The following is a 21,756-nucleotide window of genomic DNA, read 5'->3' on the forward strand; positions in this document are numbered from 1 at the left end:
GCCGCGTTGTAGGAGGCGCTGGGTAGTCTCGGGTCGTACGGCCCCCGTCTGCCTCCAGGAGCGCTGCACCGTGTCCCACCCCCGGCTCGACCCGTCCGACCTGCTCGATCTGCCGCCGCTGACCGCCGAGCGGTTCGCCTCGGTCGAACGCAAGGTGGCGGCGCTGCTGTCCACCGGGCATGACGTGGTGATCACCCAGGGGGAGGCGCTGCTGCCGCTCGAAGGCTGCGTCCGGAGCGCGGCCCGGCCGGGCTCGACGGCACTGAACGTGATCACCGGCCCGTACGGCGAGACGTTCGGCGGCTGGCTGCGGGACGCGGGCGCGCGGGTGGTCGACCTCGCGGTGCCGTACGACACGGCGGTCGGGGCAGAGCAGGTGGCGGCGGCGCTCGCGGAGCACCCGGAGATCGACTTCGTGTCGCTGGTGCACGCGGAGGCCGCGACCGGGAACACCAATCCGGTCGCGGAGATCGGCGCGGCGGTGCGGGCGCACGGCGCGCTGTTCATGCTGGACGCGGTCGCCTCGGTGGCGGCGGAGCCGCTGCTGCCCGAGGAGTGGGGCGTCGACCTGTGCGTGATCGGCGGCCAGAAGGCGATGGGCGGCCCCGCGGGGGTGTCCGCGGTGGCGGTCAGCGAGCGGGCCTGGCAGCGGATGGCGGACAACCCGGCGGCGCCCCGGCGGTCGTACCTGTCGCTGCTCGACTGGAAGGAGCGCTGGATCGACACCGGCCGGCGGGCGCTGCCGCACGCTCCCGCGCAGTTGGAGATGCTGGCGCTGGACGCGTGCCTGGACCGGCTGGCGGCCGAGGGGCTGCCGGCGGTCATGGACCGGCACCGGGCGGTCGCGGCGGCGGCCCGGGAGGGCGTCGGGCGGCTCGGCCTGGCGCCCTACGTCACCGAAACGCGGCACGCGGCGCCGGTCGCCACCACCGTCCGCACCCCGGAGGGCGTGCACGCGGGTGAACTCGCCGCGCGGGCACTGGAGTCGGACCCCGGACTGCCGCTGTCCGGGTCGCCGGGTCCGCTGGCCGCGTCGATGCTGCGGATCAACCACTACGGCTCGGCGGCCGACCCGTCCGTCCTGGCCCGGACGCTGTCGGCGCTGGAGCAGGCCCTGCGCGGCTGACCCGCGCGGACGACCGGCGTCAGACCGCCGCGGGCAGCCGGCTGAACGTGGCGCGGTAGTCCTTCGGCGTGAGGCCGACCCGGCGCATCAGGTGCCCGCGCAGCGAGTCGGCGGTGCCGAGGCCGGACGCGCGGGCGACCTGGTCGACCGGCAGCGTGGTGGTCTCCAGCAACTCGCGGGCCCGCTCGACGCGTTGGTGCAGCAGCCACTGCAACGGGCTGAGCCCGGTCTCGGCGTGGAACCGCCGGGTCAGGGTGCGGACGCTGACGGCGGCGTGCCTGGCCAGGTCGGTGAGGGTCAGCGGCTGGTCGAGCCGGGTCATCACCCACGCCCTGGTCTCGGCGAACGACGAGCCGCGCTCGGCCGGCAGCGGTGTCTGGGTGAACTGCGCCTGCCCGCCCGGCCGTACCGGCGCGACCAGCGCGAGCCGGGCCACCGTGTTCGCGGTGGCGGCCCCGTAGTCGGTCCTGATGATGTGCAGGCACAGGTCGATCCCGGCCGCGTACCCGCCCGCCGTCAGCACCGGGCCGTCCTGCACGAAGAGCACGTCGGGCTGGATGCGTACGGCCGGATAGCGCGCGGCCAGCTCGCTGGTGTACGTCCAGTAGGTGGTGGCCTGCCGCCCGTCGAGCAGCCCCGCCTCGGCGAGCAGGAACGCGCCGGTGCAGATCGACGCGACCCGCTTGCCTGCCCGTACGGCCTCCCGCAGCGCGTCGAGCACCCGCTGGTCGGGGCTCTCCCCCGCTCCGGTGCCGGCCACGATCACCGTGTCGGCGCGCCGCACCGCTTCGAGGCCGTGCGTGATGACGAGGTCGGCGCCCGCGCTGGTGGCGATGGGGCCGGGGTCCGGCGTGCACAGCACGACCTCGTAGCCGGGCCGGCCGTCCACCTCGACCTTGGCGAAGAGCATCTCCGACACGGCGAGGTTGAACATCGACACCGGCTCCCAGGCGATCACCGCGACCCGGTGCGGGCGGGGGCAGTCGAACGGCATGGCCAGAACCTCCGGGTGTATGGCATTCAGGCCACTACTGTACGCCGCCGGCCCCCGGCAGGCTGAGGATCATGGCAACGAAACGGGTCAGCAACGCAGTTCAGGGCCGCCTGTCCGCACCGGCGGCGGGGCTCCCGGGCCGGAGCGAGGGCCCGGGCCGCAACGGGGATCGGGGCCGGCTCCCGGCCGGGAACCGGGAGCCCGGCCGACTCCTGTCCCGGAGCCGGAAGCCCGGTCGACTCCCCTCCGAGGCCCGCGACCCGGGCCGCCGCCACTCCCCCGGCCTCACCCTGACCGCCTCCCTCCTCGGCTTCTTCCTGATCACCCTGGACGGCTCGGTGGTCAACGTGGCGCTGCCCGCCATCGGCCACGACCTGCACGGCGAACTGTCCGCCCTCCAGTGGGTGATGGACGGCTACACGCTGGCCTTCGCCGCGCTGATGCTGTCCACCGGGGCGCTGTCGGACCGGATCGGCGCCAGCCGCGCCTTCCCGGCCGGGGTCGCGGTGTTCACCGCCGCGTCCGCCGGCTGCGGGCTCGCCCCCACCCTGCCGGTGCTGATCACCGGCAGGGTGGTGCAGGGCGTGGCCGCCGCCGTCGTGCTGCCGTCGTCGCTCGCGCTGATCCGGCAGGCGTTCCCCGACGCGGGCGACCGGGCGCGGGCGATCTCGGTGTGGGCGGCCGGCGCGTCCACGGCGATCGCGCTCGGGCCGGTGGCGGGCGGCGCGCTGACCACCGCGTGGGGCTGGCGGGGCATCTTCTTCGTCAACCTGCCGGTGGGCGTCGCCACCGTGCTGCTGACCGCCCGCACCGCGCGTTCGCCGCGCCGGCCGGCGCCGCTGGACACGGCGGGGCAGCTCACGGCGGTGCTGGCGCTGGCCGCGCTGACCTTCGCGGTGATCGAGAGCGGCCGCCGCGGCCTGCTGGCGCTGGCGGTCGCGGCGGTCGCGGGGGCGGCGTTCTTCGTGATCGAGTCCCGGCACCCGCATCCGGTGGTGCCGCTCGGGCTGTTCCGCAACGCGACCGTGTCGGTGTCGATCGCGACCGGCTCGGCGTTCAGCTTCGCCTTCTACGGGATGATCTTCGCGCTCAGCCTGTACCTGCAGCAGATCCGCGGCCTGTCCCCGCTGACCACCGGCCTGATGTTCGTCCCCATGACCCTGCTGATCTCGACCGTCAACGTCGTGGCGGGCCGGGTCGCCAACCGCTACGGGCCGCGGCGGCCGATGATCGCCGGCCAACTGCTGATGATCGCCGGGCTGCTCGTACTGCTCCTGGTCGGTTCGCACACCCCGCTGCCGCTGCTGGCGGTGGCGATGGTCCCGCTGGCCCTCGGCGGCGCCCTCGTGGTGCCGCCGCTGACCACCGCGACGCTCGAAGCGGTGCCGGCCGAGCGGGCCGGACTGGCGTCCGGCGTGCTCAACTCAGGCCGCCAGGTGGCCGGCGGCCTGGGCGTCGCGGTCTTCGGCACGCTGGTCGCGGACCAGGCCCACTTCCAGTCCGGCCTGCGGATCAGCCTGCTGATCGCGACGGCGCTGCTGGCCGCGACCACGACCGCCACCGTGCTCGCCCTGCGCCCGGCCGCCGTCCGGCCCACTCGCCGGAGCCAGACGCCGGCACCACCGGCTCTGAACACCTGATCGAGCGGCGGCTGCCCGCTCTGGGCCATACAGGACCATGCCGACCCGACCGACCTACCTCCCCACCGGATCGCACGGATGCCTCCGTGCGGCCTGGTGGGGACTTGTGATCATTCCGGTGCTCGCGGTCGCCGTGTTCATCGGCGGCTGGATGATGATCGCGCGCGGGCTCGGCCACCACGCGGCGCCGGTTCACGGCCCCGGGGCCGCGCAGGTGCTGGCGGCCGGTGACGACGCGCGGGACCGGCTGGCGGCGGCCGACGCCGACGGGGTGCTCACCGATGCGGAGATCACCGCGAGCGCGGGCGGCGGCCAGGTGCTCAGGGTCCAGCGCGACCCCGGCTCGGACACCCACATCGTCATGATGTTCACCGCCCCGGCGACCACCGCCAGGGCCGGCGGGTCGCCGGTGGACCTCTGCGTGGACTACTACGTGAGCCCGGGCACCAAGCCGCGCAAGTACTGCACCGGGGGCTGCCCGACCTCGGCGCACCACACGACCCCGCCGGCCGCCGCACCGCGCTGAGCCCGCGGGGGCCGGCGGCTGCTGTTCGCGTCAGCCCGCCAGTTCGAGCACCCCGTCCACCCGGCGCGGCACGCCCGCCGGGTTGCCGTCCCGCAGCTCCGGCGGCAGCAGCGCCTCCGGGGTGTCCTGGTAGGAGACCGGGCGCAGCCAGCGTTCGATGGCGGTGCCGCCCACCGAGGTGGAGGTGGAGGTGGTCGCCGGGTAGGGGCCGCCGTGGTGCTGGGCGGGGGCGACCGCGACACCGGTCGGCCAGCCGTTGACCAGGACGCGTCCGGCCAGCGCGGTGAGCCGGGCCAGCAGCCGCGCCGCGGGCCCGTCGGACTCGGCCGCCTCGGCCGCGCCGAGGTGCGCGGTCGCGGTCAGGTTGCCGGGCAGCCGGTCGAGGACGGCGGACAGCTCGTCGGCCGACCCGTACCGTACGACCACCGTGAGCGGCCCGAAGCACTCGTCCAGCAGCAGGTCGTAGTCGTCCGCGCCGGCGAGGTCGGCGGCCGGCAGGGTGACGAAGCCGGGCCGTACGGCGTGCTCGCCGCCGTCTCCCGCCGGTACGGGGGCGCCGACGGCGGGCAGCGCGCTGCGGGCGGCGGCGCCGGCCAGGAAGTTGTCGCGCATCCGGGAGTCGAGCAGCACGCCGGGGCCGACCTCGCCGGCGGCGGCAGTCAGCGCGGTCAGCAGCCGGTCGCCGTCCTCTCCCGCCGGGGCGAGGACGAGTCCGGGCTTGGTGCAGAACTGGCCGGTGCCGAGGGTGAAGGAGCCGGCCAGGCCGGTGCCGATCTGCTCGGCGCGCTCGGCCGCGGCGGCCTCGGTGACCACCACCGGGTTGAGACTGCCCAGCTCGCCGTAGAACGGGATCGGGCGGGGGCGGGCGGCGGCGGCGTCGAACAGCGCCCGTCCGCCGCGCACCGAGCCGGTGAAGCCGGCCGCCGCGACCAGCGGGTGGCCGACCAGGTCGACGCCGGCCTGGAAGCCGTGCAGCACGATGACGGTGTCGGCGGGCAGCCCGACCGAGACTGCGGCCCGGCGCAGCGCGTCCGCGCACAGCTCGGAGGTCGCCGGGTGGTCGGGGTGCGCCTTGATCACGACCGGGCAGCCGGCCGCGAGCGCGCTCGCGGTGTCGCCGCCGGGCACCGAGAAGGCCAGCGGGAAGTTGCTGGCCGCGTAGACGGCGACCACGCCCAGCGGGATCTTGTAGCGGCGCAGGTCAGGGCGCGGGATCGGCTGCGCGGCCGGGTCGGCGTGGTCGATGATCACGTCGAGGTAGCCGCCCTCGTCCACCACGTCGGCGAAGGCGCGCAACTGGTAGGAGGTGCGGGCCAGTTCACCGGTCAGCCGGGGCACGCCGAGCGCGGTCTCGGCGTCGGCGGCGGCGATGATCTCCGGCCCCGACGCCTCCAGCGCCCCGGCGGCGGCGCGCAGCAGCCGGGAGCGTACGCTGCGGTCGGCGAGGGCGGGAAGCGAGGCGGCGGCGGCACGGACCGCCGCGTCCACCTCCTGGGCCGTGGCCTCGACCGCGACCTGCTCGCGCTGCTTCCCGGTTCGGGGGTCGACGCTCCAGACTGGGACTGCCACCGGAAGAACCTCCAGGATTCCGTACTGCCGTTTCTCCATCGTTCTATATACTGAACGATGTCTTCGCATGTGAATCTGCTGCGAGCCTACGTCCGGCCCTCCCAGCCGAACAACCCGAACAACCCGAACCAGCTGAACAAGCCGAAACAGGAGAGGTCGAGCGCGATGGCAGTTGCCGACGGAGCCGGTTCCCAGGTCAAGTCCGCGGTCCGTACGGTGGAGCTGCTGGAGTTCTTCGCGGGCCGCCCCGGCATGCACAGCCTGGCCGCCGTGCAGGAGTCGGTCGGCTACCCCAAGTCCAGCCTCTACATGCTGCTGCGCACCCTCGTGGACCTCGGCTGGATCGAGACCGACGCCACCGGCACCCGGTACGGCATCGGGGTCCGCGCGCTGCTGGTCGGCACGTCGTACATCGACGGCGACGAGGTGGTGGCCGCCGCCCGGCCGACCCTGGACCGGCTCTCCGACGACACCAGCGAGACCATCCACCTCGCCCGGCTCGACGGCACCAGCGTCGTCTACCTCGCCACCCGGCAGTCGCAGCACTACCTGCGGCCGTTCACCCGGGTCGGGCGCAGGCTGCCCGCGCACTCCACGTCGCTGGGCAAGGCGCTGCTGGCCACGTACAGCGACGAGCAGGTGCGCAAGCTGCTGCCCGAGTCGCTGGAACCGCTCACCGAGCACACCCACACCGACCGCGAGAAGCTGATCGCCGAGCTGGCGCAGATCCGCGAGCAGGGGTTCGCGGTGGACCGCGAGGAGAACACGCTCGGGCTGCGCTGCTTCGGCATCGCGGTGCCTTATCGCACTCCGGCGCGGGACGCGGTGAGCTGCTCGGTGCCGGTGGCCCGGCTGACGCCGGGGCACGAGCAGCTGATCAAGGACGCTTTGTTCGATGCGCGGGACCGGTTGCTGCTCGCGACCAGGCGGCTCTGACCGTTCACCGTCCCGCCGTTGCCGACTGCGGCACCGTTGTGGCTTGTCGCGCAGTTCCCCGCGCCCCTGGTTGTGGCCGGGCGCCGTCCGAAACGTGCAGCGCCCACGGACCTGCCCCGCATAGGGTCGGCGCATGGCTACCGAATACGACCCCGAGGTGATCGCGGAGCGGGCCTCTTCGTTTGGTGCGGCTGCTGCCGCTTATGCGCGGTACCGGCCGGACTATCCGGGCGCCGCCGTCGGTTGGGCGCTGGAGCCCGCGATCGGTGCGCGGGGCGGTGTGCTGGACGTGCTCGACCTCGGCGCGGGGACCGGGAAGCTCAGCGCCTCGCTGGTCGCGCTCGGGCACCGGGTCAGTGCCGTCGAGCCTGATCCGGAGATGCTGGCCGAACTGCGCCGCCAGGTGCCCGGGGTGACGGCCGCGGCGGCCGGGAACGCCGAGCGGATCCCGCTGCCGGACGGCTCGGTGGACGCGGTGGTGGTCGGGCAGGCGCTGCACTGGTTCGACCAGTCGCTGGCGCTGCCGGAGATCGCCCGGGTGCTGCGGCCGGGCGGCGCGCTGGCCGCGCTGTGGAACACCGACGACGACCGGGTGGACTGGGTCGCCGGGCTCGGCAAGAAGCCGGTGGCCCGGGTGTCCTTCATCGACTGGCACGCGGGGCGCGGCATCCAGCCACACCCGGCCTACGCCCCCGTGCAGTACGCCGACTTCGCGCACCGGCAGCCGCACACCATCGAGTCGCTGGTCGCCACCATCGCCACCCACTCCCATGTGCTCGTGCAGGAGCCGGCGGAGAAGGAGCGGTCGCTCGACCTCGTACGGGACTACCTCCGTTCGCGGCCGGAAACCGCCGGCGGCGAGTTCGACCTGCCGATCGTCACCCGGGTGCAGCGCGCCGTACGCCTCGCGACGAGCTGATTCCCGACCTCTGCCCACCGGCTTTCCCCGCTGCTACGCTCGCGCCGCGCCGTGCCGGGGACAACCGGGTGGGAAGAGGTGACCGTGGGCTCAGCCATCGACGACGACGCAGCGGCGTTCCACGAGTTCTTCGAGCGGCATTACGCCGAACTCGCCCGCCTCGCGCACCTGTTGACCGGTGAGGCGGACACCGCCGACGACCTCGCGGCGGACGCCCTGGTGGCCCTGTGGCGGCACTGGGACCGGGTCAGGGAGGCCGACCACCCGGTGGCGTACGCGCGGGGCGTGGTGGCCAACCTGGCCCGCTCCAGGATCCGCAGCGCGGTACGGGAACGGCGCCGGGTGGCGCTGTTCTGGTCGCAGCGGCCCGAGCGCACCGAGGGCCCGGACGTGCCGGCCGTGCTGGACCTGCGGGAGGCGCTGCAGCGGCTGCCGTTCCGCAAGCGGGCCTGCGTGGTGCTGCGGCACGCCTTCGACCTGTCGGAGCGCGACACGGCGGCGGTGCTGGGCATCTCGGTGGGCACCGTCAAGAGCCAGACCTCGCGCGGGGTCGCGGAGCTGGAGCGGCTGCTCGCACCGCAGGCGGCCGGACAGGACCCGGAATCCGCGGGCGTCCAGGACCGGAGTACGGTGCCGGGCGCGGCCAGGGGCCCGGCGGGCGCCGCCGGTCCCGCCGCACACCGGATGCTGGGCACCGCGGGTCCTGCGACGGAGACGGGACGGGGAGTGTGATGGCCGATCTGCCGGAGCGGCTGCACGAGGCGGCCGGCGCGCACCGGCCCGACCGCGAACGGATGCTGGCCAGGGTCGAGCACGCGATGGCCGAGCCCGAGGTCTCGCAGGGCGCCCGCGCCCCCGGTCACGACCGGCCCGGCTCGGCGCCCTGGGTGCGGGTGACGGCGGTGACGGCGGCGGTCGCCGGCGCGATCGGACTGGGCGGACTCGCGGTGGGCGCGGTCGGTACGGCGGGCGACGACCCGGGCTCGCCGGCCGTGGTCACCAGCGCGGGCAGCCCGGCCGGCACCCGGCCGCCGTCCGCCCCGCCGAGCGCCCCCGCGAGCACGGCCGGCCCCTCCGGCGCGTCCGGCGCCGCGGGACACCCGGTGGCGCCGCGGCACGGCAAGCCCGCGCCGGGCGGCAAGCACTCCACCGGGCACCCGCCGGCCTCGGGAAAGGCCGCCACCACGGCTCCGGCGGTCCCGTCCGGCTCCTCCGCCGGCTCCGGCGCCGACTCCGGCGCGGGCCGCGACGCCCCGGCGACCACGGCCCCCGTCCAGCCCGGATACCTGTCCTGCACCGCGTCCTTGGGGGACGGCAGCTCGGCGACCTGGACGGAGAGCCGGGTGGCGCTGACGACCACGGCGCCGGTGACCGCGCTCACCGTGGAGCTGCGGGTGGCCGGCGGCGCGAAGGTGGCGAGCACCGGTGCGTGGACCGACGCGCCCGATCTGACGGCCTCGTCGGTGACCGTGGACGGCGACGACCTGCTCTACCGGTGGACGCTGGACGACGGCCGGACGCTGCCGGCCGGTAGTTACACGTTCGCGGGGCAGTTCAGCCACCCGGACGGCGAACACGGCACGGCCGGCGACCGGTTCACGGTCAGCACACAGGGTTCGGCCGGACCGGCGACGGCCGGCGGTGGATTCTGACCCTCCGGTAAGGAAGACGGCGGGAACATCAGCGTGTAGCCTCCCGGAAATATTGCCGTCATCACGGCAACCTCTCGTGCCCCGGTGGCGACTTGCCTACACAGCACTCCCCCCGGTAATGCTCCGGGGCGCGGCGGTACCCCCATGATCGCCGCGCCCCGGTCATCCGCGCGGCCACCGGGCCGGGGACGACCGGGAACGGCCGGATCGCAGAGCGCCGGGCTACCGGCTCACAGCGCGCCCAACGCCTGCCGTACCGCGGCCAGATCGGCGTCCGAGGCCAGCCCCGCGTGGTAGAGCCGCAGTTCGGTGGCGCCGAGCGAGGCCGCGTGGGCCGCGTCCTCGGCGAGCGTGCCGGGGCTGCCGCCCATGCCGCCGACCACGGTGAAGTTCGCGGCCAGCACGGTGTGTTCGGCGCGGTGCGGCGCCAGCGGGGCGAGCATCGCCTCGCGGGCCGCCGGGCCGCCGGTGCAGGGCAGCACCAGGCCGTCGGCGTGCCGCAGGATCCTCGCCGGGTCCACACCGGCGTTGGCCCCGCAGTGGTACGGCGCCGGGTCGGCGTGCAGCAGCACCTGGAAGCCGGCCGGGGCGGCGGCCCGTACCGCGGCGATGGCCTGCTCCTGGAGCGAACCGGCCGTCTCCATCCGCCACTTGAGCGTCAGCGCGGCGAACTCAGGCCCGAGCAGCCGCCGCACGGCCGGCCAGCCGGCCTCCGCGGTGCCGTTCGCCCAGGCCGGTGCCAGCGCCTCCCGGACGGCGGCGGCGAGGGCGTCGGGGTCGGCACCGAGGCCCGCGTAGCCGTCGCGGCAGTGCGGGCAGAAGCACAGCGACATCAGGTACTGGGCGGCCTCGCCGAGCGGGATGCCGCCGATCTTGTCGTGCGCGTGCAGGTGGGCGAGCCCGTACCAGCCGAGCGATTCGAGTTCCGTGCCGCTCGCTCCCGGCCGGACGGCGGCCTCGGCGGCGAGCGCGACCAGGTAGTCGCGGACCTCTGGCTGGGCGGCGCAGGGCGCCCAGGGGTAGCGGTCGCCGTAGGCATTGACGACGTTGATCCGCGGATACGCCTTGCCCAGCGCGGAGTTGTGGGCGAGCACCACCCAGGTGTGCACGTCCAGGCCCGCGGCGGTCAGCGCCTGCGCGGCGGCGCCCCAGTCGTCCGGGCCCGCGGCCCACGCACCGGCCGGCCGGGGCCGCAACTCCCGTCCCCGCCAGTTGCGTTCGTCCACCGGGTAGAGGACGGCCGAGTGCTCGGCGGTGACGATCCGGTGGCCGGGGTGGCGCGGGGTCAGCGCCCGGGTGGAGTGGTAGGCGGCGGCCAGCGTGACCTGCCGGACGCCGAGCGCGGCGGTGCGGTCGGCGGCGGCGGGGTCGCCGGCCACGTCCCACGGGTAGAGGAAGGTGGAGGTCTTCACGCCGGCGGTCAGTTCTCGCCGAGCAGCGCGCGGCCGCGCTCGATGAGTTCGGCCAGTTCCTTGACGTGTACGGCGGACGGCTCCGACAGCGGCGGCCTGACCTCGCCGACGTCCAGGCCGCGCAGCCGCACCCCGGCCTTGACCAGCGAGACGGCGTAGCCGCGGCCCTGGTTGCGCAGGTCGACCAGCGGCCGGTAGAAGACGTCGATCAGCCGGTTGGCCGTCGCGTCGTCGCCGGTGGTGAGGGCCTTGTGGAAGGCGAGGGCGATCTCCGGCGAGAAGGCGAAGACGGCCGAGGAGTAGAGCAGCACGCCCAGGCCCCGGTAGGCGAGGCCGGTCAGTTCCGCGGTGGGCAGCCCGTTGAAGTAGAGGAAGTCGCCGTCCGGCGCGTCGGCGCGTACCGCGCTGATGATGCGCTGCATCAGGTCGAGATCGCCGACCCCGTCCTTGAGGCCGATGATGTTGGGCACCTTGGCGAGTTCGACCACGGTCTCCGGGGTGAAGACAGCGTTGTCTCGCTGGTAGACGATGACGTCGAGGCCGGTGCCCGCGGCGAGCGCCGAGTAGTGCCGCAGCAGGCCGTCCTGGTCGGCGACGACCAGGTAGGGCGGCATCGCGAGCAGCCCGTCGGCGCCCGCCCGTTCGGCGATCCCCGCGTACTGGACGGCGAGCGCGGTGCCGTAGCCTGCACCCGCGACGACCGGGACCCGGCCGGCCGCCTCCTCGACCGCGGCCGCCACGCAGCGGCCGAACTCCTCGGGAGTCAGCGCGTGGAACTCACCCGTGCCGCAGCAGGCGAAGACGGCCGCCGCTCCGGCTTCCACCCCGGCCCTGACGTGCGCACGGAAGGCGTCGAGGTCGAGGCCGCCGTCCGGGCCGAAGGCCGTGACGGGGAAGAACAGCAGGCCGTCGAGGCGCTCGGCGAGGGCGGGTGAGGGTGAGGTCATCGGGTTCCCCCTGAAAGTCTGTGCGCTCATCTGATCCACGTCTATATTCGTGAACGCTGCCACGCTAAGCGAGTAGCCCCACATGGGTCAAGCCGACCGGCAGGTCGCAGACCCCCGTACGGCCGATGGAATTCGTCCACGTACATGAATCGCAGTCATGGATATACTCGCCTGCAGCTACCGAGGCCAGTGAGACCGAGGAGACCCCGATGACCGCTCCGCGTACCGTCCTGCTCACCGGCGCCGCCGGCGGCCTGGGCACCCTGATGCGCGACCTGCTGCCGGCCCACGGCTACCGGCTGCGGCTGTTCGACGTCCGGCCGGTCGAGGGCGACACCGGCGATGCCGAGGTGATCACCGCCGACCTCGCCGACGAGCAGGCGCTGCGCGCGGCGGTGCGCGGCACGGACGCGGTGCTGCACCTGGCCGGCATCTCGCTCGAATCGACCTTCGACAAGATCCTGCGCGCCAACATCGAGGGCACCCACCGGCTGTACGAGGCCGTCCGCACCGAAGGCGTCCGCCGGGTGGTCTTCGCGTCGAGCAACCACGCGGTCGGCTTCACCCCCCGGCCGCGGGGCGACGACCCGCTGATCCCGATCGGCACCCCGCACCGCCCCGACACCTTCTACGGCCTGTCCAAGTGCTTCGGCGAGGACCTGGCCCAGCTCTACGCCGACCTGCACGGCATCGACACCGTCTCGGTACGGATCGGCTCCTGCTTCCCCGAGCCCCGCTCGGTGCGGAACCTGTCGGTGTGGATGAGCCCGGCCGACGGCGCCCGGCTCTTCCACGCCGCGCTCAGCGCGGACACCAGCGGGCACACCGTGGTCTACGGCAGCTCCGCCAACACCCGGCTGTGGTGGGACCTCTCGGGCGCGCGGGCGCTGGGCTACGAGCCGCAGGACGACTCCGAGGTGTACGCCGCCGCGCTGATCGCCCAGCAGGGCGAGCTCGACCCGGACGAGCCCGCGCACGCCAACCTGGGCGGTCCCTTCTGCACCGACCCGCCGATCTGGCCCTACTGAGCGCCTTAGTGGGCGCCTTACTGAACCCCTTCGCCGACGGGGCCGGTCACCGCGGCCGGCTCCCCCGCGGGCTCCCCGGCAGGTTCCTCGACCGCGGCCGGCTCCGGGTCCGGTTCCTGCTCAGGGTCCTGCTCAGGGATCGGCAGGGTGAACCGGATCCGGGTGCCGCCGGTGTACGCGTTGTCCACCGAGATCCGGCCGCCGTGGTGCTCCACGATCTTCCGGCACATGGCGAGCCCGATGCCGGTGCCCTCGTAGACGTCCCTGCTGTGCAGCCGCTGGAAGATCACGAAGACCTTCTCGCTGAACTCCTCGGCGATGCCGATGCCGTTGTCGGTCACCGTCAGGCTGTACTCGCCGCCGATCACCGAGGACTCCACCGTGACCACCGGCGGGCGCTCCGGGGAGCGGAACTTGACCGCGTTCGCGACCAGGTTCTGCCAGACCGCGGTCAGCAGCGTCGGGTCGCCGAGCGTCTCGGGCAGCGGGCTCGGGCGGCGGATCTCCACCTCGGACTCCTCGATCAGCCCGCCGAGGTTGCGCAGCGCCTGGTCCAGCGTGCCGTCCAGGCTCACCGGCACCGGATCCTCCTGGGTGCGGCCGACCCGCGAGAAGGCCAGCAGATCCGTGATCAGGATCTGCATCCGCTTGGCGCCGTCCACCGCGAAGTCGATGTACTGCATGCCGCGGTCGTCGAGCTTGTCCCGGTAGCGGCGCTCCAGCAGCTGGCAGAACGAGGCGACCTTGCGCAGCGGCTCCTGGAGATCGTGCGAGGCCACATAGGCGAACTGCTCGAGTTCGCTGTTGGACCGGCGCAACTCCTCGGCCTGGGCGGCCAGTTCCGCGGTCTGCTCGGCCAGCAGGGCGCGCTGGTCGTGCGCGTCGGTCAGCGCGCCGGCCAGCCGGCTGCGCATCGCCTCCACGGTCTCGGCGACCACCCGCAGGTCGGCGGGACCGCTGGAGCCGATCCGCCCCTCGAAGTCGCCGGACGCCACCAGCAGCGCGTCGTCCCGCAGCCGCCGCAGCGGGCGGCCGACGATCTGCCTGACCAGCAGCGTCAGCACCGCGGCTGCCACCAGGAAGGTGGCGAGCATGGCGACGAACACGAAGTTGCGCTGCGACTGGACGTGGTTCAGGTCGGCCTGGCTGTGCACCCGGTCGGCGAGCAGGTGCTTGTCCTCGGCGGCGTACAGGGCGCGGATCCGGTCGAAGGCGGTCTTGCTGCCGGCCAGCAGGGCGGCGTCGGAGTCGGCGGGCTGGTCCTGCCGGGCGTGCGCGATCAGCGGCTCGGCGTACTGCGTGCGCCACTCGGCCGCCGCGTCCTGGAGGGCCTTGAGGTCGGCGGTGGCGCTCTGGTTGCCGCGGATCAGCGGGTGCAGCCGGGCGCTGATCGTCTTCTCCTGGGCCAGCCCGTCGGTGTACGGGGCGAGGAACTCGGTGCTGTGGGTGATCACATAGCCGCGGACGCCGGTCTCCTGGTCGAGCAGCGCGGCCTGCAGCCGGACGCCCTCCACCCGGGCGGGCTGCACCCGGTTGCTCAACTCGTCGGACAGGTCGGTGTTGCGGGACAGCAGCTGGGCGCTGATGCCGGCGAAGACCAGGACGAGCAGCACCATGGCGCCCAGCACCAGCTGGATCCAGCCCTGCACGGTGATCCTGCTGTGCCGGCTGCCGGGCGCGGGGGCGGCCTTGGCCGGGGCCGAGGTGCCGGTCCCCGGCGTGGGGGCGGCCGTGGTCGCGGTCGAGGTGGCGGTCATCAGCGTGCCGTCCTTTCGCCCGCGGTGCCGGCGGCCGGCTGACTCGCGGGTGTCCAGCCGACGTGCACCACGGCGGCGTCGTCCTGCAGGCCGCCGTGGTCGGCGGTGGCCTCCTCGGCGGCGCTGATCAGCGCGTCCACGAAGTCGTCCGGCGAGAGCGCCCTGCTCCGCCTGGCCAGGTCGAGCAGGCCCTCCTCGCCGAGCCGGCGCGGTCCCGCGCCGAACCGCCACTCGAAGAGGCCGTCGGTGAACAGCACCAGGGCGGCGCCGTCCAGCGTCCTGGTGGTCACCGGCCAGCTCGCGCTGCCCGGCACCAGGCCGAGCGCCGGGCCGCCCTCGGGCTCCCACCACTCGATGTCGGTGCCGCGGCGCACCAGCAGCCCGGGGTGCCCGGCCCGTACCATCCGCACGGTGCCGCGGTCGGGCGGGAACTCCAGGGCGGTGAGGGTGGCGAAGACGTCGTCGCTGGCGCGTTCTGCGACCAGCATCTGCTCCAGCAGTTCGAGTGCCTCCGCGCCCCGGGTGCCGGCCAGTACGAACGACCGCCAGGCCACCCGCAGGCACACCCCGAGGGCCGCCTCGGCGGCGCCGTGCCCCGAGACGTCGCCGATCACGACGTGCACGGTGCCGTCCTTGGTCTGCACGACGTCGTAGAAGTCGCCGCCGAGCAGCGCCTGGTCGCGGCCGGGCCGGTAGCGGGCGGTGACCGTCCAGTCGTCGGTGCGCAGCAGCGGGGTCGGCAGCAGGCCCCGTTCGAGGCGGGCGTTCTCCTCGGCGCGGATCATGCTCTCGCGCAGCGCCACGGTGGCCCGCTCGATCTGCTTGCGCTGGACTGCGTAGCGGATCGCCCGGCCGAGCGACTGCGGCTCCAGGAGGCGTTTGGACAGGTACTCGTGCGCGCCGGCGGCGACCGCGGCGAGGCCGGCGTCCTCCTCGGACAGTCCGGTCAGTACGACGATGGCCGCCCAGGGGGCCTCGGCAAGCAGCCGGGTCACGGCGTCCACGCCGAAGGCGTCGGGGAGGTGCAGGTCGAGCAGGACGCAGTCGGGGACGGGTTTGGCGGCCAGCAGCTTCCTGGCCTCGGCCATGTTGCGGGCGCGCAGCAGGACGGGGCCGGGGTTCGTGCCCTGGGGTGCGCCGGGGCTCGTGCCCTGGTTCGTCCCGGGGGTCGTGCCCGGGCTCGTGGTCTCGTCGAGATACTCCTCGACCAGCAGTGCGTCCCCGTCGTCGTCCTCGACGAGAAGTACGCAGTCCGGCCCGTTTCCCGCGCGGATCGCCGCCGGGATCCGGGAGCCGCGGGGGTCGCGCGACCGCGGGATCCCCACCGGAAGTCCGGCCGGTGTCCCGGCCGGGCCAATGTGCGCCAAGTTCGTCATCCTCCAGCTACCGCCGCCCACCCACCAGACGTCCGCGCTGAGCGTACTTGCCGCACGTCCCGGGCGGTACGGGCCGGTCGGACCTCTCCTACCCGGTGCGGTGCCCAGTGCCGGGCCAGACGGCGTTCGCAGCCGTGTTCGAGACCGAACCGGTGCAATCCGGCCACCGGGAAAGGGCTGGAACACGGTTCCGGGACCGGTGCCGGAACCAGCGGGGGAACGGGCGGGGGAACCGGGCCGTCCGCGGCGCCGTTTGCTACGAATGTGCGGTGGGTGGCGAGCGCGGTGGGCGGCCTTGCCGGGCGGTTCCGCGGGCGGCGGCGAAGGGAACGGACACGGATGAGCGGCGGCGGGGACCGGGACGGCGATGCGAACCGGGACGGCGGCGGGCGGGGGGACGGCGGCGGGCGGCGACACCGGGTGCTGGTGGTGCGGCGGGACGCGGCCGGGGCCGAGGCGGCCGTGCTGCTGCTGCACGGCGGGCGGGACACCGGGATGGGCGCGCCCTCCGCGCTGAACCTGCCCTCGCGGCGGATGCGGCTGCTGCTGCCGTCGCTGGCCCGGGCGACGGCCGGCCGCAAGGTGCTGCTCGCCGAGGCCCGCTACCGGCACCGCGGCTGGAACGGCGACCGGGCGGACGCGGCCCGGGACACCGTCGAGGCGGTGGCCGAACTCTCCCGGCGGACCGGTGGCGCGCCGGTGGTACTGGTCGGCCACTCGATGGGCGGCCGGGCGGCGCTGCGGGCGGCCGGCGAGCCCGCGGTGACCGGGGTGGTGGCGCTCGCGCCGTGGTGCCCGCCGGGCGAACCGGTGGCCCAACTCGACGGCACCCGGCTGGTGTTCGCACACGCCGGGGCCGACCGGATCACCTCGCCGGCGGAGTCGCTGCGGCTGGCGGTGCGGGCGCGTACGGCGGGCGCCGAGGTGTGCAGGTTCACCCTGGAGGGCGGCGATCACGCGATGCTGCGGCAGGCCGGGCTGTGGCACGCGCTGACCGCGCGGGCGGTCGGCGGGCTGCTCGGGCTGACGCCGCTGCCGCCGGAGGTGGCCTCGGCCTTCGCGCTTCCGGGCGGGTCGGACGACGGGCTGGCGCTGCCGGCGGCGACGACGATCGGGGGCGGATGACGGGCGGCTGGCCGGCCGCCGGTCCGGCGCCGGTGCGAGCGCCGGCCTGGCGCCGGTGCAGGCGCTGAGCGGGGACTCGTTCGGCGCAGACGGGGGCCGAGTAATGGAACCGCAAAGCTCCGTAGGTCGTTACTGAGAACATGACCGCAATGACGCCTGGCTCGAATGTGCCGCTCTCCCTGCCCCGAGTGTCGGTGGACGTCTCCGCACCCGTGCGGCTGGACGTCTCGGGCCTGCTCCTGACCGCCGATGGCAAGGTGCGCTCTGACGACGACTTCGTCTTCTACAACCAGCCGCAGGGGCCGGGGGTGACCTATCGCTCGGGCGGCGGCTCCGCGCCCGACGCCATCGTGGTGGACACCGCGGCCGTGCCGGCCGGCATCGAGAAGATCGTGGTCACCGCGAGCCTGGACGGCGGCGGCGCGTTCGCCGGCACCGTCCCCACCGCCACCGTGCGCGGCGCAGACGACGGCTCGGTCATCGCCACCTTCGCGCCCACCGGGCTCGGCCCGGAGACCGCGCTCGTGGTGGTCGAGGTCTACCGGCGCGGCGGCGCGTGGAAGGTCCGCGCGGTCGGCCAGGGCTACTCCAACGGTCTCGCGGGTATCGCCACCGACTTCGGTGTCAGCGTGGAGGAGCCCGCGGCCCCGGCCGCCGCCACCACCCCGCCGCCGGCTGCGATGCCCAGCGCCCCGCCGCCGTCGGGCCCGGCCGCCGCGCACCTGCCGCCCCCGCCGGCCGCTCCCCCGGCCCCGCCCGCCGCCGCTCCCGCACCGGGCCGGATCAACCTGGACAAGGGCCGGGTGAACCTGCGCAAGAACGAGACGGTGTCGCTGGTCAAGGCGGGCAAGCCGCTGCTGACCTCGGTCCGGATGGGCCTCGGCTGGGAGCCGGCCTTCGGCGGCCGGGACATCGACCTGGACGCGTCGGTGATCGCCTACGGCCCGCAGCGCAACCAGATCGCCATCTGCTACTTCGGCAAGCTGTCGATCCTCAACGGCGCGGTCCAGCACTCGGGCGACAACCTGACCGGCGCGGGCTCCGGCGACGACGAGACGATCACCGTCCACCTCGGCGGCATCCCGCCCGAGGTCACGGCCCTGCTCTTCACCGTCAACTCCTACTCGGGCCAGAAGTTCAACAAGGTGGCCAAGGCCCACTGCCGCCTGCTGGACGCGGGCAGCGGCGAGGAACTGGTCCGCTTCGACCTGACCAACGGCGAGGCCCGCACGGGCGTGCTCATGGCCAAACTCGTCCGGCAGTACTCGGGCGAGTGGGAGATGACGGCGCTGGGCCAGTTCGTGGACGGCCGCACCGCCAAGAGCCTCTCCCGCCCGGGAGCAGCCGCTCTCTGACACCCGCTGGAGCCTGTCCGGTCGATCATGGGCTCTTACCCGGCGGTGTCGGGCCGGCATCGGCCCTGTCTGACGAGTCAGCAGTGACAGAGCAGGTTGATGACGACGGCCTCGGCGTCGAGGCCGTCGAGATAGCGGTTGGCCTGGTCCCAGTAGTCGTCGCTGTCTGCGTCCGTCCATGAGCCGTCGAGGGTGACCAGAGCGAAGCCGGGTACGGCGCACCTGACCGACCTCGATCGTGTTTCTTCGTGTTCCTGTGCGAAGTATCCGACCGGGTCGTTGAGCAGGAACGAGATGTCGAAGTGGGGGTCTCCCGCGACGGCCCGCTGGGCCACGTCCTGCACCAACGGCTGGGCGAGATGATCTCTCTTGGCGTCGGCAAGGGAGTAGCTGCCGGGCTCCGCCTTGTGGCGAGCGACGAAGTCGGTCAGCGGGCTGGCTGGTGGGTGCACCGCGGTCAGCTCCGTCCAGGCGGCGAGCAGGGCATCGTGTGTGATCCCCGCTCGTGTCCGCATGGCGTCGAAGTCGAGCAGCCCCCGCGGTCCGCCGTAGCACTCCAGCGGCCCGAGGGCGTCGAGCTCGGCCTTCCTGCGAGGCACAGTTGAGGCCGTGACGAGTCTGGGGTCGCCGTCGTGCGGAGGCAACACGAGGTAGGCGTTGCCCACGCTGGAGTGGATGGCCCACCAGTCCCAGTGGCCGACCGGACTCCAGTCCTCGGTGAGGTTGGCTTCGTAGGGCGCCATCATGGCAGCTACGACCTGGGGAACCTTTCGAGGTGAGGTCGGCGGCAGGCACACAGTGGCGAAGAACTTGGTCATGCCCGGGAGCGTAAGCCCTGGGATTTGTGGGCCCATATGGCTCTCGCCCCCTCGGATCGTTGTCTCGGCCATGGGGCGGGGCGGTCTGACAGACGCGGGGTGGTCACTCCTCGGTGTGCTGGGGGTTGGGGGCCGCCTCGATCTCGGCCCGCGGCTTCTCGGTGAGCGGCAGCGAGGCGCCGGCCCGGTGGTAGGGCGTGCTCACGAGCACATGCAGCCGCCGCCGGGCCTCGCCGGTGATCGGCCCGGTGAGCGCCTGCCGCAGCTCGGCGAGCGTCCCGGCCAGCGGCCGATCCGCGATCCGCCCGCAAGCGGCTTCCAGCGACCTGACCCGGGGCACGGGCATGGACTCGTCCAACAGCCCCCGCACCGACGGCAGCTTCCTCCTGATGACCGAGCCACCGTGCTCTCGACGAGCAGGTCCGGTTGGGATGACCGTGGTGCACACAACTGCACGCGCCTAGAGGGAGGCTGACATGCCGTCACAGTTCATCGGCATCGACCCGAACACCGGCGATGACGAAAGCCCGACGCCGAGGTGGCGGCGGAGTGTGCCGCGTTCGAGCTGCCGGGGCACGGCAAGGGTGTGCCGGACGGTGAGGCCGTGATCCGCATTCCCGCCAGGATGGTTCCCATGATCCGGGAGGCGTGCGATGCCCTCGAACGTGCCGACGTTCGCTGAGCTGATCACCTCGTGCACACGGTCGGCGGTGCACCTGGAGATGCGGGACAGCTACGCCGTGGACAACGAGAAGGGCCGGTGCGCGGACTGGAGAGCCGGGGTCCGGCATGACCCGGATGACCGCGCCTCGTGGTGGCGGCCCTGGCTCGACCTGATCGTCGAGACGGTCGGGCGCGGTGTCGTCGTGCGGCGCGCCCGGATCGTGTCGGAGCCGGTATCGGAGTACATCCGCTTCGAGCACTCCGGGACGTTCACCAACGTGGCGGCGGGCGAGGAGGTGCGGTGGCTGCCACGGCGCCGGGCCTCGGACATCGCACTCCCGGGCAACGACTTCTGGCTGTTCGACGGGCAGCTCGTGCGCTGGAACCACTTCTCCGGCCAGGGCACGTCCGGCTGTGGGGAGATCACGCGGGATCCGGCCACGGCCGAGCTGTGCGCCAACGCCTTCGAGACGGTCTGGGAGCGTGCCGTGCCGCACGACCTGTACGAGATTCGCCAGCCCTCTAGCATCGGTCGGCCCATGCCCATCTCTCCGTCATCGTCCGCGCAAGCAGTCGGGGCTGACGGTGGTCGAGCTGGCCGGCCGGTGCGGCTGGACGCACTCGAAATCGTCCCGGATCGAGAACGCGCGCACCGCGCCATCGGCCAAGGACATCCGGGCCTGGTGCCGCGCCACCGGGGCGCAGGACCAGACCGACGACCTGATCGCCCAGTCGCTGCATGCCGAATCGCTGTACACCGAGTGGCGCCACCAGATGCGCGGCGGTCTGCTCCAGACCGAGGGGTAGGCGGCGGCGATCCTGCGCACGAGTGCCAAGTTCCAGCACCTGCCCGTGGGCGACAGCGAGAAGGCCGCCCGGGCCCGGATCGAGCGCTCGCGGGTGATCCACGAGACCGCGCGGCGATTCGTCCTGGTGGTCGCTGGTGTCCGTGGAGCTGGTGACCGCCCGGGTCCGGATCAACCAGCCCGCTGAAGTCGCCCTGTACCTGGAGGCGTTCGAGCAGCTGCGGCGGATGGCCATCTACGGGGCCGATGCCCGCGCGTTGGTCGTGCGGGCCATCGACGCGCTGGGCTGAGGCGGTCTCCGGCGGAGCGGGCCGGGCATCCGACGCGAGGGCATGACATGGTCACCTAAAATTTACCGCTCCACGTCTACCCGCATAGAACCCGTGCGGGGACCCTGGGACAAGCACCACTGATACCCCACCGTCCCCCCAGTCACGGGAGCGCTCAGTCATGCCCAAAAACCGTATAGCGCGAGCGATCTGCGCCTTCGTCAGCTCCGCCCTGCTCGCGATGGTCGCGCTGCTGGCCGGCAGCGGCACCGCGCAGGCCGCGCTGCCCACGCCCATCGCCGCGTCCACCGCGCGCAGTTACCTGTCCGGGATGACGGCCACCGCCGAGACGCACGCCTCGACCTACGACCGGGATCTGTTCCCGACCTGGATCACCATCTCCGGGACCTGCAACACCCGGGAGTACGTGATCAAGCGGGACGGCACCAGTGTGGTGACCAACAGCGCCTGCACGGCCACCTCGGGGCACTGGACCAGCGCGTACGACGGCGTGACCACCACCAACGCGTCCAGCTTCGACATCGACCACCTGGTGCCGCTCGCCGAGGCGTGGGCGTCCGGCGCGTGGTCGTGGACGACCGCGCAGCGGCAGGCTTTCGCCAATGACGTGACCCGGCCGCAGCTGATCGCGGTGTCCGCGTCCTCCAACCGGTCCAAGGGCGACGACGACCCGGCCGAGTGGCTGCCGCAGACGTCGTACCAGTGCACCTACGCGCGCGCCTGGGTGCAGGTGAAGCACACCTACGGGCTGAGCGTGGACAGTGCGGAGAAGTCGACGCTGAGCTCGGTGCTCAGCGGCTGCTGAAACGTTCCGTCC

The 21,756-nt window shown here is 73.6% G+C and carries 19 protein-coding genes and 3 pseudogenes; 14 read left to right on the forward strand and 8 right to left on the reverse strand.

The features are described 5' to 3' along the window. Window positions 1-70: 70 nt before the first annotated feature. Entirely contained in the window at window positions 71-1,126 is a 1,056-nt protein-coding gene (locus ACQPW6_RS07175) for a pyridoxal-phosphate-dependent aminotransferase family protein (RefSeq protein ID WP_433888695.1), read from the forward strand. 19 nt (window positions 1,127-1,145) lie between these two features. On the opposite strand, the gene ACQPW6_RS07180 is transcribed toward ACQPW6_RS07175, so the two are convergent. Continuing rightward, a complete protein-coding gene (locus ACQPW6_RS07180; RefSeq protein WP_433888696.1) occupies window positions 1,146-2,120 on the reverse strand; it encodes a GlxA family transcriptional regulator in 975 nt (324 codons plus the stop codon). A 71-nt stretch (window positions 2,121-2,191) separates the two neighbouring features. Here ACQPW6_RS07180 and ACQPW6_RS07185 point away from each other — a divergent pair, with 71 nt between their 5' ends. Beyond that, the gene (locus ACQPW6_RS07185; protein WP_433888697.1) at window positions 2,192-3,760 is read left to right on the forward strand and encodes an MFS transporter; all 1,569 of its coding nucleotides are present in this window, start codon (window positions 2,192-2,194) and stop codon (window positions 3,758-3,760) included. 106 nt (window positions 3,761-3,866) lie between these two features. Beyond that, window positions 3,867-4,286 carry a hypothetical protein gene (locus tag ACQPW6_RS07190; protein ID WP_433888698.1) on the forward strand — a complete coding sequence of 140 codons (420 nt, stop codon included), beginning with the start codon at window positions 3,867-3,869 and terminating at the stop codon, window positions 4,284-4,286. A gap of 30 nt (window positions 4,287-4,316) precedes the next feature. Here ACQPW6_RS07190 and ACQPW6_RS07195 read toward each other — a convergent pair whose 3' ends face one another. Continuing rightward, window positions 4,317-5,855: an aldehyde dehydrogenase (NADP(+)) gene (locus ACQPW6_RS07195; protein WP_433888699.1), complete on the reverse strand. Its 1,539-nt coding sequence runs from the start codon at window positions 5,853-5,855 to the stop codon at window positions 4,317-4,319. Between the two features lie 165 nt (window positions 5,856-6,020). Here ACQPW6_RS07195 and ACQPW6_RS07200 point away from each other — a divergent pair, with 165 nt between their 5' ends. The 4 genes from ACQPW6_RS07200 to ACQPW6_RS07215 all read left to right on the forward strand — a co-directional run bounded on the left by ACQPW6_RS07200 (window position 6,021) and on the right by ACQPW6_RS07215 (window position 9,362). Beyond that, window positions 6,021-6,791, forward strand: a complete 771-nt coding sequence (locus ACQPW6_RS07200; RefSeq protein WP_433894451.1) for an IclR family transcriptional regulator — start codon at window positions 6,021-6,023, stop codon at window positions 6,789-6,791. A gap of 133 nt (window positions 6,792-6,924) precedes the next feature. After that, window positions 6,925-7,710 (forward strand): class I SAM-dependent methyltransferase, encoded by a 786-nt coding sequence (locus tag ACQPW6_RS07205; RefSeq protein WP_433888700.1) that lies wholly within the window; start codon window positions 6,925-6,927, stop codon window positions 7,708-7,710. 84 nt (window positions 7,711-7,794) lie between these two features. After that, complete coding sequence (locus tag ACQPW6_RS07210; RefSeq protein ID WP_433888701.1) at window positions 7,795-8,442, forward strand: SigE family RNA polymerase sigma factor; 648 nt, start codon at window positions 7,795-7,797, stop codon at window positions 8,440-8,442. Continuing rightward, window positions 8,442-9,362, forward strand: a complete 921-nt coding sequence (locus ACQPW6_RS07215; protein WP_433888702.1) for a hypothetical protein — start codon at window positions 8,442-8,444, stop codon at window positions 9,360-9,362. Before ACQPW6_RS07210 ends, ACQPW6_RS07215 begins: the two co-directional genes overlap by 1 nt. Before the next feature lie 230 nt (window positions 9,363-9,592). Here the strand turns inward: ACQPW6_RS07215 and ACQPW6_RS07220 are convergent, their stop codons facing one another. Continuing rightward, window positions 9,593-10,774, reverse strand: coding sequence for a hypothetical protein (locus tag ACQPW6_RS07220; RefSeq protein ID WP_433888703.1), 1,182 nt, complete (start codon window positions 10,772-10,774; stop codon window positions 9,593-9,595). 8 nt (window positions 10,775-10,782) lie between these two features. Beyond that, a complete protein-coding gene (locus ACQPW6_RS07225; protein WP_433888704.1) occupies window positions 10,783-11,721 on the reverse strand; it encodes a 5-dehydro-4-deoxyglucarate dehydratase in 939 nt (312 codons plus the stop codon). A 209-nt stretch (window positions 11,722-11,930) separates the two neighbouring features. Here ACQPW6_RS07225 and ACQPW6_RS07230 point away from each other — a divergent pair, with 209 nt between their 5' ends. After that, entirely contained in the window at window positions 11,931-12,749 is an 819-nt protein-coding gene (locus tag ACQPW6_RS07230) for an NAD-dependent epimerase/dehydratase family protein (protein WP_433888705.1), read from the forward strand. A 17-nt stretch (window positions 12,750-12,766) separates the two neighbouring features. Here the strand turns inward: ACQPW6_RS07230 and ACQPW6_RS07235 are convergent, their stop codons facing one another. Together ACQPW6_RS07235 and ACQPW6_RS07240 are read right to left on the reverse strand one after the other, a co-directional pair. After that, the gene (locus tag ACQPW6_RS07235) at window positions 12,767-14,506 is read right to left on the reverse strand and encodes a sensor histidine kinase (protein WP_433888706.1); all 1,740 of its coding nucleotides are present in this window, start codon (window positions 14,504-14,506) and stop codon (window positions 12,767-12,769) included. Continuing rightward, entirely contained in the window at window positions 14,506-15,882 is a 1,377-nt protein-coding gene (locus ACQPW6_RS07240) for a PP2C family protein-serine/threonine phosphatase (protein ID WP_433888707.1), read from the reverse strand. Before ACQPW6_RS07240 ends, ACQPW6_RS07235 begins: the two co-directional genes overlap by 1 nt. 339 nt (window positions 15,883-16,221) lie before the next feature. Here ACQPW6_RS07240 and ACQPW6_RS07245 point away from each other — a divergent pair, with 339 nt between their 5' ends. Both ACQPW6_RS07245 and ACQPW6_RS07250 read left to right on the forward strand, forming a co-directional pair. Continuing rightward, on the forward strand, window positions 16,222-17,007 hold the full coding sequence (locus ACQPW6_RS07245; protein ID WP_433888708.1) for an alpha/beta hydrolase: 786 nt from the start codon (window positions 16,222-16,224) through the stop codon (window positions 17,005-17,007). 149 nt (window positions 17,008-17,156) lie between these two features. Then, window positions 17,157-18,362, forward strand: coding sequence for a TerD family protein (locus tag ACQPW6_RS07250; RefSeq protein ID WP_433888709.1), 1,206 nt, complete (start codon window positions 17,157-17,159; stop codon window positions 18,360-18,362). 77 nt (window positions 18,363-18,439) lie between these two features. On the opposite strand, the gene ACQPW6_RS07255 is transcribed toward ACQPW6_RS07250, so the two are convergent. Beyond that, window positions 18,440-19,180 carry a hypothetical protein gene (locus ACQPW6_RS07255; RefSeq protein WP_433888710.1) on the reverse strand — a complete coding sequence of 247 codons (741 nt, stop codon included), beginning with the start codon at window positions 19,178-19,180 and terminating at the stop codon, window positions 18,440-18,442. Between the two features lie 103 nt (window positions 19,181-19,283). After that, complete coding sequence (locus ACQPW6_RS07260) at window positions 19,284-19,526, reverse strand: hypothetical protein (protein ID WP_433888711.1); 243 nt, start codon at window positions 19,524-19,526, stop codon at window positions 19,284-19,286. Between the two features lie 130 nt (window positions 19,527-19,656). Here ACQPW6_RS07260 and ACQPW6_RS07265 point away from each other — a divergent pair. The 4 genes and pseudogenes from ACQPW6_RS07265 (at window position 19,657) to ACQPW6_RS07280 (ending at window position 21,744) form a co-directional block, all read left to right on the forward strand. Beyond that, a pseudogene (locus ACQPW6_RS07265) lies at window positions 19,657-19,862 on the forward strand (hypothetical protein). Continuing rightward, window positions 19,834-20,358: pseudogene (locus ACQPW6_RS07270) on the forward strand (DUF6879 family protein); the annotation flags it as partial. The pseudogenes ACQPW6_RS07265 and ACQPW6_RS07270, both read left to right, overlap by 29 nt. A 64-nt stretch (window positions 20,359-20,422) precedes the next feature. Then, window positions 20,423-20,939: pseudogene (locus ACQPW6_RS07275) on the forward strand (helix-turn-helix domain-containing protein). 160 nt (window positions 20,940-21,099) lie between these two features. Further along, complete coding sequence (locus ACQPW6_RS07280) at window positions 21,100-21,744, forward strand: HNH endonuclease family protein (RefSeq protein ID WP_433888712.1); 645 nt, start codon at window positions 21,100-21,102, stop codon at window positions 21,742-21,744. The last annotated feature ends 12 nt before the right edge of the window (window positions 21,745-21,756 follow it).

Origin of the sequence: Streptomyces sp. CA-111067, from assembly GCF_050956065.1 — a bacterium.
GTDB lineage: Bacteria > Actinomycetota > Actinomycetes > Streptomycetales > Streptomycetaceae > Actinacidiphila.